The sequence below is a fragment of the Trichocoleus sp. FACHB-40 genome, assembly GCF_014695915.1.
GTDB lineage: Bacteria > Cyanobacteriota > Cyanobacteriia > Cyanobacteriales > FACHB-T130 > Funiculus > Funiculus sociatus.
In genome coordinates, this window is sequence record NZ_JACJPF010000039.1 from 38,787 (window position 1) to 52,441 (window position 13,655).

The window sequence follows — 13,655 nt, forward strand, 5'->3', positions numbered from 1 at the left end:
ATTAAACTCTCGTTCCCAGTCTCTGACTAGGAACGAGAAACACTATTTACTTTGCACTTTTTTGAACAAGTGAATCGACACCCTGAGCCAGCTTCACCACAGATCCAGAAGCATTTGTGCGGTAAACCCAGCGTGTTTGTCCACTTGCCACAGTTACTTGCCAGCCTGGAACTCTCATCTCGCTGCAAAGAATGCCTAAGCTATTGACACCCAGACAATCATCCGACCAAGTTTGTTGTTCGGTTGCGACAATGCGAAACTTAGACACAGGCAAGCCTGAATCCTGGGAAACGTCTTGCAAAACCGCATTAGTAACTGATTTTAATAAACTATGCTGAGGTAGGGGAGATTTGGAAAGAGCAACTTTGGTAGTGGGGAGCGTCAGCCTAGCCGTCAACGACAAGATACCCGTCAACACCAAAGTCTGGATAATTAAACTAAACTGGTTAGTCTTTTGCTCGATATTCCCGGCGGTCGAGCCAGAGGTGGTAATTTGTTCCATAGCAAGGGAAGCTAAGTTGGTGCTGGATTACAAAGGGTACTAATTGGTAGAATTTGCAACCCGATGCTTACAGGCTCCGGAAACACTTAAAACTTTTATCTTGAGTTGAGTTTTAATGTGCTTGTAAAAAGCTTTTCTCTGGGCTTTGGAGCGGTATTTCAATATTAGACTACAAAACTAAGGCGTCTAGTTCCGCAATTTTTCTGGTTTTACTGTAACTTCATTAATTACTTATAAATACTGAGTTTTGTACTTAAGTTAGGTAATTATAATTAAGTATGCCCGGAGTTCCAAAATTTTAAAAACCAGCTTTATAAAAAAACTGGTTTTTAAAAACGGTATTTTTCACTTACTATTCAACTTGCTCTTATTCTTCAAACTGTCCGCGTTTACGAAGTCCAATCGCAATTTTGCTGTGCTTTTCAATTTGGCTCATCACCTGCTTGGCGCGTTGAATCACGGGTGCTGGCAAACCCGCCAAACGCCCTGCCTCAATGCCATACGACCTGTCAGCGCCTCCCGGCTGAACTTGGTGTAAAAAGATAATTTGGTCAGGTAACTCCTTCACCGTCACCTGATAATTAGCAACATTCAGCAAAATCGAAGCCAACTCATTAAGTTCGTGATAGTGGGTAGCAAAAATTGTCCGCGATTGAATTTCACTTGCTAAATATTCAGCCACCGCCCAAGCAATCGAAAGACCGTCAAAGGTAGCCGTTCCCCGGCCAATTTCATCCAGAAGAACCAGAGACTTTGCAGTAGCATGATTGAGAATATTCGCCGTCTCATTCATCTCTACCATAAAAGTAGATTGACCCGTCGCCAGATCGTCCACCGCACCAACACGAGTAAAAATGCGATCGCATATTCCCAAAATAGCCGACTTCGCAGGCACAAAACTCCCAGTCTGCGCCATCAACTGAATCAAACCTACCTGACGCAAATAACAACTCTTCCCACTCGCATTCGGCCCCGTTAAAATCACTAAATCCGGTCTTTCCTCCTCTGCGTCCTCTGCGCCTCTGGAGTTCGTATCCTCCCTTCTCCCCAACCCCGTCGAATTTGGCACAAAAAACCCCGAAGGCAAAGACTGCTCAACCACGGGATGACGACCATCAATAATCCGAATTTCCCGACCTTCCACCATCTGAGGACAGCAATAACCCTGATAAACCGCCACCTCAGCCAAACCGCACAACACATCAGCCGCCGCCACAGCACGAGAAATAGTGCGAATTTGTTCCGCGTATTGCCCCACCTCTTCCCTTAAAGAAGCGAAAATCTCATATTCCAGGCGATTTAAATCATCCCGCGCCGTCAGAATCCGCGCCTCTCGCTCCTTCAGCTCCGGAGTAATGTAGCGTTCCTCATTCGTCAGAGTTTGCTTGCGAATGTAATTATCCGGAACTTGGTCAGCTTTCGTGCGGGAAATACTGATGTAATAGCCAAAAGTCTTATTAAAGCCCACCTTCAGCGTAGAAATCCCAGTCCGAGCTTTCTGTGTCACCTCCAAATTCGCCACCCATTGCTGATCCTCTACCGCAAGGCTTCGCATTTCATCCAACTGGGCATTAACTCCGGGGCGAATCAAACCGCCTTCCTTGATATGTATAGGAGGCGATTCTACCAAGTGAGCGCTGAGTCTGTTTGCCAGATGTTCCAATTCCTGCGGCACCTTCTGTAAGGCTCTCAGAAAGGGAGAGGAAGTATCAGCCACCAATTCGGATAAATCCGGCAATTTTGCCAAAGAATCAGCCAAAGCCACCAAATCTCTAGCACTAGCTGTACCAGAACCAGCGCGTCCTGTCAAGCGTTCTATATCATAAATTTGCCGCAACAGCTGCCGCAAATCTTGGCGGAGAAAGCTATTTTCAAATAATTCTTGGATCGTATCTTGTCGCGCCCGAATGCCTTTAATATCTAACAGAGGTTGTAGCAACCATCGCCGCAAAGCACGTCCACCCATCGCCGTGCTAGTTTTATCCAACGCCCACAACAAAGAACCGTGAAAGGTTCCATCCCGCACCGTTTGCGTAATTTCCAGGTTGCGGCGACTTTGGTGGTCGAGAATCAGATAATCGGTGAGGGTGTAGGTGCGGAGAAACTGGAGAGGTACGAGGTTTTCTTTTTGCGTGTCTTCTAGGTATTCCAGCAAACCACCAGCAGCGCGGACGGCTAGGGGGAGATGTTCGCAACCCAAACCTTCAAGACTCCGCACTTTAAACCGTTGCAACAATCTATGTCTAGCTTCACCGGAACTAAAAGGAATTTGCGATCGCAACGCATAACAAAACGACGGCGGTAAATATTCCGGTAAATGCTCGGATTTCTCCCCAGGTCGCAGTAAACTCCCCAAATCCGGCGCATTAGTAGGAATCAGCACTTCTGACGGCTGCAAACGCATCAATTCCTGTGTTAAATGCTCCAATTCACTCGACTGAGTAGTTACAAATTCTCCTGTGGAAATATCTGCATAAGCCAAACCCCAGTGATTTCCCGCAATTACTATCGCTGCTAGGTAATTATTGCGACGAGCATTTAGCATCCCCTCTTCCAGCAACGTACCTGGGGTAATAACTCGCGTTACTTCCCGCTTCACCAGCTTTCCGGGATCGGTATCAGCGGAGTCTTCTACTTGATCGCAGATAACCACCGCATACCCTTTTTCCACCAGTTGAGTAGTGTAGCGTTCCCAAGCATGGTGTGGTACGCCAGTCATGGGGACTCTACCAATTTCTCCCGCTTGCTTGCTGGTAAGTACCAGTTCTAATTCTCTTGAGACTGCGATCGCATCTTGAAAAAAAGTTTCAAAAAAATCTCCCACCCGATACAGCAACAGCGCATGAGGATACTTATCCTTGATTTCCACATAGTGCTGATACATCTTACTCAGCTTGCTTCGATCTACCTCTTTCGTGTCAGCATTACGGATTTTAGGTTGATCGGGATCGGTCGGGGTAGACGCAGAGTAACTCATACAGACGCTGACGATATGCTTGAACCTTTATAGACTTTACCGCAAAGAGTTGATTGCAGTTGCTTGCAGTTTGTTTACATAGCTCAGCGAACCGCCAAATCATCGCGCCGTCATTAGTGCCTAATCTCCTGAAATTCCGACAAAAAACGCTAAAATAGCGGCTGGCTTGGCGAATCATACTTTGTTGCTGGCTCGTGAGGAACGTTCAGAGCAATTAGCAGGACAGTTGCGCCAAAGGGGAATTAATTCCGATGAAGTTTGATTGTTGAGTTAGTTCTGAGCGCGATCGCTAATTTTAATGTAACAAAGTAGACACGATCGCCTTGCTCTTACAGAGTATCTTATCAGGGCTAATATAAGCAGAATTAAGCGTTGCTGTCTTGCTTCAATCCAGCCAAAACACAATGATACAATCTTCAACTAAAGCTAGGATCTTTAGGTGTCTAAACCAGTTGACTGGACGATTGGTATTCCAGCTAGCAACCTCATAACCAGCGGAACGCAAGTTAGCGGCAATTTCCGGCTCGACGGAGCAAGTGCGAGAGAGATATTATATCGCATGGATGGTAGCAACATCACCAGCTATATTGTCTACGATAATAACGGACGTGCAATTAAGCGAGTAGACGTGACGGGAAAAGCTCATGCGGGTATAGCTACACCTCACGTCGTTGAATACAGACACAACAAAAGCCCCGCCGGGAAAATTTACCCGTACCCTGAGAAAACAGCTCGACCAGCTACACCGGACGAGATACCTTAAAGACTATGCTCACCGAAAAAATATCATTAAATCCAAATACAGACCATCTGAAGAACTTCCAGCGTTGGAAACAAGCAAATGGCGATGAATTTTCCCTGTGGGACTATCTTTCCAGGGTCTCTAGAGTCGAATTAGCCATAGCTTTTACAAAACTATTTTGGCCAGATTTTGTAGAACATGAAAACGGTATCTTTTTGTTTGAAGCCTTCAATACCCAAGTATACGAACAGTGGAAAACAGAACTAGGGAATGACATCGCTTCGATTGAGCGCGTGATGAACCATCAGCACATTGATGACATTTTGCAAGGGGCTGAGAAAGTAGGTATTGAAAACTTATTGTATTTGGGGCAATCTCTAACCCAGATGTGGGAAACCCGTTTGAAATTGCTTTATCCCCACCGACGGTTTCAAATGATTTGTAATCAGGATGAATCCACTGTTGTAGTAACTTTTTATCAACCTTTCATAAGCCAACCGTAGCCGATTACAGTGTGATTTTTTAAGTTTGTCTTTAACACTCTCAATGTTAAAGAATGGAATCTTTTGATGGATGCGATCGCTATCAATTCCCCGCATCCCCAGCTAAGCTTTTAGGTGCTATTACAGGAGGGGTATTTAGAGAGGTAGATTCGGACTCAATAGCATCTAAATTGTCAAATTTTGCATCGCGTAAGTTATCGGCGGTACTCTTGATAAAACTCGCTAATGGTACCGCCGTCAAAACGCCCAGTAACCCTCCTAACTTACCGCCTAGTAGCAAAGAAATAACTACCCAAACCGGATTTAAACCTGTTAAATTACCCAAAATGCGGGGAGCAACAAAATTAGCATTTATTTGGTCGATAGCAAAGGCTACAGCTAAAACTTCTACGCCTAGCCAAAAGTTTTGTAAGGCTACCAAAAGACTAACTATAGCGATACCTATTCCAGTACCGAAAGGGAAAAGAGCAAAAAATCCAATGATAATGCCAAAAAGTAGTCCTAAAGGCACTTTTAAAGCTACAAATGCTAGTGTTAAAGCAGATCCCACTATAGTTGCTAATGTCACCTGACCGATGAAATAATTGTGGAAATCTTCCCGGAGGGATTGTCGCACTTGCACTCCAAAGCTAGGAGGAAACCATTTAAAAACTCCGTCCCAAAGGCGCTCTCCGTTTAATATCAGGTAAAAAGTTAATACTACGGTAAGCAGCACATTAAAGACACTACCAATAGTATCAAAAGCAAAATTAACAACTCTACCTGTTATGCTTTGAAGTTGGTTAGATAATCGGTCTGTCAGTTGAGTAACTAACCCGCTTAAATTAATCGGCAATTGTTGTTCCAAAGCCCAATTTTGGAAAGTTTGAAGTTGTTGTCTACCAGAATCAATCCAACTAGGTAAAATGTTAGCCAGTTCATTTAGCTGTTGCAGAATCAGCGGCACTAAGGTTATACCCAAACCTACTAAAATTACCGCAGCGAGCAAAGAAACTACAACAACGGCGGTGTTTCTTTTTACTCCCCGTTTTTGTAAAAATTGAATTGGATAGTCCAAAACAAAAGCCAGCAGCAGGGCGGCAACCAAAACGCTTACTAATGGTTGAAGATACTTCAAAACTAGGAGCAATAGCCAACCATTAAGAACAGCGAGGGGAAATGCCAATCCTAATACAACCCATCGCGGAAATTTGTTTTGTGATTGCATCATCGTAACTTTCGGAACTTTTGTCATTGCTAATTGAAGGATTGCTAATTTCTAATTGTTGAACAGGCATTAGCCATTAGCAAAAAATTAAAAGCCGGCTAATAGGTTAAGTTGGGAAACTTCTCAATAAAATCCAGTAAAATTTTTTTGTGAGGAGTCCCTAAAGGTCGGACTTGGTTTGCTTTTTCAGAGTAACGTTCGCCCAGGCGAATTTCTTCAGGTGTTAATAAATCCATATCCCAACCTTCTCCTAACACCAACTGGTCAAGCTCTACCTCTAGTGGTGCATAAAAAACGTGGCGAACAGCGTAGTCGTCGGGATAGTAGTCAAACAAGGTGGGGTTAGGCGGAACATAGGAGATTTCTTCGAGTAATTCCCGTTTTAATGCTTCTTCCGGGGTTTCTCCAGGTTCCATATGTCCACCAAAAAATCCCCAGTGTCCGGGGTAGAGAATATTGGGGATGTTGTCGCGCAGTTGCAGGAGAAACTTGTTTTGGCGATATAAGATAGCGATCGCTACCTCGGCTGGCTTATTGTTCATAGCTCCCTTCTGGTAATATAGGCGATCCTTTCTTCGCTGGTGTCCGTTCTAGCTGTTGAAGCTGCTGAAGGTAAACTTCTCCTAAATCTTTCCCAGCTACGGGAATGCTTTGATACTGCACTTTACCCTGAATTAAAACTTCATCCCCCTCCACCGGGAGCATTTCGCTACTTAAAACCCAAATTTTCCCAGTTGTATCTTGCAACTCGTAAGCACCGCTTCCTAACATTGGAGCTGGAGATCCCACCTTACCTTGCAGGTAAACCGTTGAGTCACCCTGCTGGTTTTGCTGGATATCGCCGATTTTGGTGACAGGGACGCGGTTACTAAATATACCGAATCCTGACTGAGGTAATTTACCACAGCTAAACAATCCCCCCAACAGCAGCGTAGCCGTGGTTAATTGCAATACCCTTGTTTTTAATGGCATCATCTCCATGCTCTTGAGTAACGTCTTTTCCATGCTAAGTGCCAAATAGGTTTAACACACATCCTCAATCATTTCGCATCTTGTAGATTGAAATCTGGGAAACTATCGTAGAGGACGCAGTAACCGTATTACAATTTCATCCGCAAATACTACATAGATTTCTCACCGAACCTCAATGGATGCCAAAACTGCCCAGTTGCTAGATGGTAAAGCTCTAGCCGAACAAATTTACACGCAACTACAACAGCAAATTCAGCAAATACAGCCGACTGTGGGACGCGCTCCGGGATTAGCAGTGCTGATGGTTGGTGACAATCCAGCCAGTGCTGCTTATGTGCAGAATAAAGAGCGTGCTTGCGCCAAAGTGGGTATCGCCTCCTATGGGCAGCATTTCCCTACTGAAACCAGCTTTTCAGAACTAGAAAAAGTAATCCAAGCCCTGAATCAAGATGACCGAGTTGATGGCATTTTAGTTCAGCTGCCGCTACCGGATCATCTAGATGCTGTGGGGCTACTGCACCAAATTAATCCAGATAAAGACGCTGATGGACTGCACCCACTAAATCTGGGACGACTGGTGCGTTCTGAACCGGGTTTACGCAGTTGTACGCCAGCAGGGGTGATGCGGCTGTTGCAAGAATACCAGATTGATGTAAAGGGGAAACAGGCTGTGGTGGTGGGGCGCAGCATCCTAGTAGGGAAGCCTTTGGCTATGATGCTCTTGGAAGCGGATGCCACTGTAACCATCGCCCATTCGCGATCGCACGATCTCCCAACCATTACCCGCAATGCTGATATTCTAGTGGCAGCAGTGGGACGGCCAGGATTAATTACCGCCGAGATGGTCAAACCCGGTGCTGTCGTGATAGATGTTGGCATCAATCGCGTCACCAACGATGCTGGGAAATCTCGCTTGGTGGGAGATGTTGACTTTGATTCTGTTCAAAGAGTCGCCCAGTTTATCACCCCAGTTCCCGGCGGTGTTGGCGCGATGACCGTCGCCATGCTGTTGCAAAATACAGTCTGGAGCTACAGTCAGCGGCAATAAAGTGCTTCGGTTCTAGTGCTGAGCTAATCCCAACTCAATACTTTCAGGGATACCTCTTTCCAACCAGAAGACGGAATCATTAGGTTTGTCTTATCCCTGGAAGTATTGAATCCCACCTCCCAACTCATAACTCTTAACTCTTTGTGTCCCAAAGCCCCGTAGAATAATTACGGAAAAGATACCAGCACTCAAGGAATCAAGGGATGGTTGCGACGGATGACCTTCATGCCCCAAAAGGGGAAGCCCCGGCTTTTGACCTATCGGCTTACCTGAGCGAGCGGCAGGGCTTTGTCGAAGCCGCTCTAGACAGTTCCCTGCCTGTCACGTATCCAACGCAGATTTATGAGGCAATGCGCTACTCGCTTTTGGCGGGAGGAAAGCGCCTGCGTCCAATTCTTTGCCTTGCCACCTGCGAACTGGCAGGAGGTACTGTAGAAATGGCGATGCCTACTGCCTGCGCCCTGGAAATGATCCACACCATGTCATTGATTCACGATGACTTACCCGCGATGGATAATGACGACTATCGTCGGGGAAAACTGACAAACCATAAAGTATATGGTGAGGATATCGCTATTCTGGCAGGGGATGGATTGTTAGCTTATGCCTTTGAATTTATTGCCTCCCAGAGCGATAATGTACCCGCCCAGCGGCTGTTACAGGTAATTTCCCGTTTAGGCAAAGCCGTTGGCGCTGCTGGCTTAGTTGGCGGTCAAGTTGTTGACTTGGAATCAGAGGGAAAGCCGGATATTCAAGAGGAAACGCTTAATTTCATTCATACCCACAAAACAGGTGCGCTTTTAGAAGCTTGTGTGGTTTGTGGAGCGATTTTGGCGGGAGCCGAGTCGGAGGACTTGCAAAGATTGTCTCGCTATGCTCAGAATATTGGGCTGGCGTTTCAGATTGTGGATGACATTTTGGATATCACGGCGACTCAGGAGGAGTTGGGAAAAACTGCCGGGAAAGACCTCCAGGCACAAAAAGCAACTTATCCTAGCCTTTGGGGAATTGAGGAATCTGCCAGTAGAGCTAAACAACTGGTTAAAGCTGCCAAGGACGAATTAGCACCTTTTGGGAAAAAAGCCGAACCTCTGATAGCGATCGCAGATTTTATTACTACTCGCACTCACTAACAAAAATGAAGGATGAATCAAATTCTCTTCATCCTTCATCGGTAAACTCAATCCTTCCTATGCCAATCTTTCCTACCCAACGCAAAACACAATGCAGGACTTTGCCCATATCCTAGAAAACCATGTGCTAGTGGTTGCTACCCTGGCTTGTTTAATCGCTCAAGCATCCAAGATAATCGTTGAATTAGTCCAACATGGCAAGGTAAATGTGCGCGTCTTAGTAACCACTGGTGGAATGCCTAGCGCTCATTCAGCATTAGTAACAGCCTTGGCTACCGGAATTGGGCAAACGCTGGGATGGGCTAGCACTGAATTTGCTCTCGCCACGATTTTTGCGGTCATCGTCATGTATGATGCCGCAGGTGTCCGTCAAGCTGCGGGTAAGCAAGCTCGTATTCTTAACCAAATCATCGACGAACTCTTCCAAGAACACCCTAAATTTAACGAAGACCGACTCAAGGAGTTGTTAGGACATACACCGTTTCAGGTGATTGTTGGTTCAGCATTAGGTATCGCCGTCTCCTGTATAGCTGGGCCTGCTTATTAGTCAGTTGTTAGGGAATTGGAAAGTTATTAAAACCTTTTAACTCTCCAACTTCCCAACGCCAACAAACTACTGACTAACAACTGACTTGAGTAGCGTAACTCGGCGACTATCTACAAGCATTGTTAAAAAACCGCGATCGCTTAGTTTCTGCAATGTCGAACTCGCCTCTTGAGGGCTATTTGTATAAACTGCCAATAAGTAGGGACGTTGCCCATAAGAAACTAAGCCCACACTGTTTCCCAACACTTGCCGCATTTGCGTAGCTACTTCCGGTTTATTGAAGTAATCTACCAACACCGCATAACCAGAACCTAAAGCTTGTGGTCTATATGTTGGTAGGTTCGGATTTAACGGTATCTCTGGCGGTCGCAGAACAAAGGCAGACAAACCCACAATTTCATTAACATATCGCGCCCAACTATTGGCATCATCAAGGGTTTTGAAACCACCAATGCGCGTCATCATGTCTTCAAAATATCTACACGTTGAAGTATTGATATTTGGGGGCAAGGTGCGTTGAATTTGTTCTTGACTTGTGCTTGTCTGGTTCACCAACACCAAATACTCGCCCTGTCGCGGCGGCTGGCAAGTTGGAGAGGGCGATTGAGCCGATGCAATTTTTAAAGGCAAAAAGCAAAAGGCAAGAGGTAAAAGAAATATTTTTTTCATGATTTAGCTGGCACAAGGTAAAAAGAAAAAGGCTTTCATGCAAAAGAAATGTTTTTTCATGGATGAGCTTTTTTCTCTTTTTATTCACTTTTTGCTTTTTCTTTGTTACTAGAGATTGGTGAGGAAGCGATCGCATTAGGCTGGAATTCTTACCCAGTCCCTAGTCCCTAGCCCTTAGCCTCCAGTCCCTTCAATTCAGGACACTGGTGAAAGGGAAGCCAACGGATCGGGAATAGACTCGTTGGGTGCTTGAAATTCCCCAGCAAGTACAAACTCTAACCGCAGCTTTAACCAGGTAATAAATTGGGAATTTGTAGAAATCACAGCAGCGGCAGGTTGGGGACACTTAGCTTTGATTGTTGCCATTTCTGGTGCCTCCAGAAATGCAGGTTGTTTAACTAACCAAAAATCAATTTCTTTTTCTTGTTCCTTGTAGTTGCGGATGCGCTCTTTCAACACTTCGTCAAAGGGTTCTTCTTCTAGTAAAAAGCGTTGACTTGCCAAAACGTAGTAGTAAGTTTGCATTTTTATTGATGGGGATTGGGGATTGGGGATTGGGGATTGGGGATTGGGGATTGGGGATTGGGGATTGGGGATTGGGGATTGGGGATTGGGGATTGGGGATTGGGAAAAAGTCTTACCTAGTCCCTAGTCCCTAGTCCCTAGCCCCTAGTCCCCAGCCTCTAGCCCCCAGCCCCTCGAATTGCTTGTTTCATCTCTCGCACTGCTCGTTCCATACCGACGAGCGCTGCGCGACTGATGATGGTATGACCTATATTGAGTTCTTCCATACCCTCAAGGCAAGCTACGGGATAAACGTTCCAGTAGGTGAGTCCGTGTCCCGCGTTGACTCGAATGCCAGCTGCGATCGCAATTTCGCATCCTTTGGCTAAGGCGGCTAATTCCTTCTCCCTACTGGCTTCATCTTTCGCCTCAGCGTAGCAACCCGTGTGCAGTTCGATAAACTTTGCCTTCATCGTTGCAGCTGCCTCGATTTGGGCTTTTTCGGCATCGATAAATAGGCTGACAGGAATTAAAGCATTTTGCAAGCTTGTCACTATCTCGCCTATCTTGTCGATTGAGGATGCGACATCTAATCCGCCTTCGGTCGTTACTTCTTCCCGTTTTTCGGGAACGAGGGTGACATAATCAGGTTTGATGTCGAGAGCGATCGCTACCATTTCCGACGTAGGGGCGCACTCCAAATTCAAATGAGTCCGCACTGTCTGCCGCAATAATCGCACATCCCGGTCTTGGATGTGCCGTCGATCTTCGCGCAGATGCACGGTAATGCCATCAGCACCACCCAGTTCCGCCAGCACCGCAGCTGCTACGGGATCTGGTTCTACTGTCCGCCGTGCCTGCCGAATGGTGGCAATATGATCGATATTCACGCCAAGTGTAGGCAAGAAAAGAACCCCTCCCTGTCAGAGTCTTCCGCAATTCATATTATCAGAAGTCGTTTGTGGCTAGGGGAGAAGCATTCGTGCAAAAAACCTTATGGCTTCGCCACAAATTCTCGCCACGAATTGCTTCTCCCATACTGATTTAGCGCACCAGTTCAAAAAAAGCATCATCCAACTCGTAACCCAGCATTTTAGCCATTGACTTCAGCCGCGATTGGCTGGGTATTCCCATCTGCTGCATCCAATCGGACAAAACAAAGATTTTTTGCATCACAAAAATCTCTAGGGCTTCTGGGTTGTACTGAATCCCTTCTGTACGATGGAACTGGTGTGGTATCAGCATGGCGGCATAGCGGGCAAATTCGCCAGATTTCCAATCCAGCAGAAACGGTATCCAGGGATAGCGACTATCCAGGCGAAGAAACCAAAGTCGCACTTCTGGGATTTCTGAAAGTTCTCGTGGATCTTCCGGTTCGCGGGGGTAGTCGATGTCAAAAAGCAGCTGCTGTTCCCCAGATGCGATCGCCTCTTCTTGCAACAGCTTTTCGATTACTGTTTGCACTGGCGACAGATCCAAACCGTGAATGATGTTAGAATTTAGCGCGATTGTCGTCGTCATTTAACCATGTTTGGGTGAGACATTCCAAATACTGACAACAGCGCTATCTAGCGCTGGCTTCTCCCTCCATTGTTACAGCATCGTTACGCTCTCACCTGTTAGCTTTTTGTTATCGCCGCTGTTAGAAGTGTGTTAACAGTTACTTTTTTTATTAACGCCCAGCTTGGTTACTACAATATCAGCCAAGCTCCGAAATCTGCTTTCGGTTCAGTGTAGCAATAAAGTGTTAGCAATCTAGTATTTTCCCTAAATTTTATGAAGAATACATACATATTTTGCCTTTATTCCCGATAAGTTGCGTAAATTCACGAATTTTAACTGTTAAATAAAAACTAAGTATAAGACGAGGATAGGTAATGATTCCGCAAGAAATGCTGAAACACCTCGTAGAGCAAGTAGATGGTTCTTCTCCATCGAAAGTGCTTCAAAAATCTGAGCAGACGGTGAATGAGGTAATATTTGAGTCAGATGTTGACGGAATACGCTATTATGTGGTAAGATGCAACCCTAATTTTAGCAATCAGATTACTTTAAGCCCGCGTGAAGTGGCGATCGCGCGTTTGGTGGCACAGGGTCTACCTAACAAGTGCATTGGGAACCAGCTTGGCATCACCCATTGGACTGTCGCTACTTATTTGCGGCGAATTTTTAGCAAACTAGGTGTAACTTCTAGAACAGCTATGATTGCGCGGCTTATAGAAAAAAATTTGCTCTAAGAATAAAATCGCCTGAGTATTCTATCGTATAGGGTGCTTTACTTTCCCTCAACTTATAAACACTGGACATTCACAGAAAAACTAGGTTAAAGTTGAAATGAGTTTGTCTTAGCAGATAAAAGTGTAAAAGTCCAAAGTATGCAAAAAGAAGCGGCACCTGTCAAACCTATACGCTCCTTGGAGGATGCCTTAAATCGGTGTCAGACGCTGGGTATGCGCGTCAGCCGTCAACGCCGCTTCGTTCTGGAATTGCTCTGGCAAGCAAAAGAACACCTTTCGGCGAGAGAAATCTATGACCGCTTAAATCAGGAAGGCAAGGATATCGGTCATACGTCTGTGTATCAAAATTTAGAGGCGCTATCGGCCCAAGGCATTATTGAGTGTATTGAGCGTGCAGATGGTCGCTTGTACGGTAATATCAGCGATGCTCACAGCCATGTAAACTGTTTGGATACCAATCAGATTTTAGATGTTTACGTGGAACTACCGGAATCCGTGCTTAAAGAAATTGAACAACAGACAGGGGTTCGGATTACTGACTATTGTATTAACTTCTACGGGTACAAAGGTAAGGAATCAGACTCGCAGCCTGTATAGTCATTTGTAATTATTTT

The 13,655-nt window shown here is 45.5% G+C and carries 16 protein-coding genes; 7 read left to right on the forward strand and 9 right to left on the reverse strand.

What is annotated here, in order from left to right; translation table 11 throughout:
* Nucleotides 1-46 precede the first annotated feature (46 nt).
* Together H6F63_RS06335 and mutS are read right to left on the reverse strand one after the other, a co-directional pair.
* Entirely contained in the window at nt 47-502 is a 456-nt protein-coding gene (locus H6F63_RS06335; protein WP_190635821.1) for a hypothetical protein, read from the reverse strand.
* Between the two features lie 367 nt (nt 503-869).
* Nucleotides 870-3,479: a DNA mismatch repair protein MutS gene (gene mutS, locus H6F63_RS06340; RefSeq protein WP_190635823.1), complete on the reverse strand. Its 2,610-nt coding sequence runs from the start codon at nt 3,477-3,479 to the stop codon at nt 870-872.
* A gap of 439 nt (nt 3,480-3,918) precedes the next feature.
* Here mutS and H6F63_RS29900 point away from each other — a divergent pair, with 439 nt between their 5' ends.
* Together H6F63_RS29900 and H6F63_RS06350 are read left to right on the forward strand one after the other, a co-directional pair.
* Nucleotides 3,919-4,242: a polymorphic toxin type 24 domain-containing protein gene (locus tag H6F63_RS29900; protein WP_190635825.1), complete on the forward strand. Its 324-nt coding sequence runs from the start codon at nt 3,919-3,921 to the stop codon at nt 4,240-4,242.
* Nucleotides 4,243-4,247: 5 nt separating this feature from the next.
* Nucleotides 4,248-4,724: a hypothetical protein gene (locus H6F63_RS06350; RefSeq protein WP_190635827.1), complete on the forward strand. Its 477-nt coding sequence runs from the start codon at nt 4,248-4,250 to the stop codon at nt 4,722-4,724.
* Nucleotides 4,725-4,806: 82 nt separating this feature from the next.
* Here the strand turns inward: H6F63_RS06350 and H6F63_RS06355 are convergent, their stop codons facing one another.
* From H6F63_RS06355 to H6F63_RS06365, 3 genes are all read right to left on the reverse strand, one after another.
* Nucleotides 4,807-5,931 carry an AI-2E family transporter gene (locus H6F63_RS06355; RefSeq protein WP_190635892.1) on the reverse strand — a complete coding sequence of 375 codons (1,125 nt, stop codon included), beginning with the start codon at nt 5,929-5,931 and terminating at the stop codon, nt 4,807-4,809.
* A 98-nt stretch (nt 5,932-6,029) separates the two neighbouring features.
* On the reverse strand, nt 6,030-6,473 hold the full coding sequence (locus H6F63_RS06360; protein WP_190635828.1) for an NUDIX hydrolase: 444 nt from the start codon (nt 6,471-6,473) through the stop codon (nt 6,030-6,032).
* Nucleotides 6,463-6,936: a hypothetical protein gene (locus H6F63_RS06365; RefSeq protein ID WP_199297774.1), complete on the reverse strand. Its 474-nt coding sequence runs from the start codon at nt 6,934-6,936 to the stop codon at nt 6,463-6,465. Before H6F63_RS06365 ends, H6F63_RS06360 begins: the two co-directional genes overlap by 11 nt.
* Nucleotides 6,937-7,078: 142 nt before the next feature.
* Here H6F63_RS06365 and folD point away from each other — a divergent pair, with 142 nt between their 5' ends.
* From folD to H6F63_RS06380, 3 genes are all read left to right on the forward strand, one after another.
* Entirely contained in the window at nt 7,079-7,951 is an 873-nt protein-coding gene (gene folD / locus H6F63_RS06370) for a bifunctional methylenetetrahydrofolate dehydrogenase/methenyltetrahydrofolate cyclohydrolase FolD (RefSeq protein ID WP_190635831.1), read from the forward strand.
* Between the two features lie 203 nt (nt 7,952-8,154).
* Nucleotides 8,155-9,084 (forward strand): geranylgeranyl diphosphate synthase CrtE, encoded by a 930-nt coding sequence (gene crtE / locus H6F63_RS06375; protein ID WP_190442172.1) that lies wholly within the window; start codon nt 8,155-8,157, stop codon nt 9,082-9,084.
* 91 nt (nt 9,085-9,175) lie between these two features.
* Nucleotides 9,176-9,631, forward strand: coding sequence for a divergent PAP2 family protein (locus H6F63_RS06380; protein ID WP_190442174.1), 456 nt, complete (start codon nt 9,176-9,178; stop codon nt 9,629-9,631).
* Nucleotides 9,632-9,697: 66 nt separating this feature from the next.
* Here H6F63_RS06380 and H6F63_RS06385 read toward each other — a convergent pair whose 3' ends face one another.
* The 4 genes from H6F63_RS06385 to H6F63_RS06400 all read right to left on the reverse strand — a co-directional run bounded on the left by H6F63_RS06385 (nt 9,698) and on the right by H6F63_RS06400 (nt 12,325).
* A complete protein-coding gene (locus H6F63_RS06385; protein ID WP_190442176.1) occupies nt 9,698-10,300 on the reverse strand; it encodes a hypothetical protein in 603 nt (200 codons plus the stop codon).
* Between the two features lie 195 nt (nt 10,301-10,495).
* Nucleotides 10,496-10,825: an MgPME-cyclase complex family protein gene (locus H6F63_RS06390; protein WP_190442184.1), complete on the reverse strand. Its 330-nt coding sequence runs from the start codon at nt 10,823-10,825 to the stop codon at nt 10,496-10,498.
* Nucleotides 10,826-10,983: 158 nt separating this feature from the next.
* Nucleotides 10,984-11,709: a pyridoxine 5'-phosphate synthase gene (locus H6F63_RS06395; protein ID WP_190635833.1), complete on the reverse strand. Its 726-nt coding sequence runs from the start codon at nt 11,707-11,709 to the stop codon at nt 10,984-10,986.
* A 139-nt stretch (nt 11,710-11,848) separates the two neighbouring features.
* A complete protein-coding gene (locus tag H6F63_RS06400) occupies nt 11,849-12,325 on the reverse strand; it encodes a CRR6 family NdhI maturation factor (protein WP_190635835.1) in 477 nt (158 codons plus the stop codon).
* 356 nt (nt 12,326-12,681) lie between these two features.
* Between H6F63_RS06400 and H6F63_RS06405 the strand changes: the two genes are divergently transcribed.
* Together H6F63_RS06405 and H6F63_RS06410 are read left to right on the forward strand one after the other, a co-directional pair.
* Nucleotides 12,682-13,041, forward strand: coding sequence for a LuxR C-terminal-related transcriptional regulator (locus tag H6F63_RS06405; protein ID WP_190635837.1), 360 nt, complete (start codon nt 12,682-12,684; stop codon nt 13,039-13,041).
* 138 nt (nt 13,042-13,179) lie between these two features.
* A complete protein-coding gene (locus H6F63_RS06410) occupies nt 13,180-13,638 on the forward strand; it encodes a Fur family transcriptional regulator (RefSeq protein ID WP_190442193.1) in 459 nt (152 codons plus the stop codon).
* Nucleotides 13,639-13,655 lie beyond the last annotated feature (17 nt).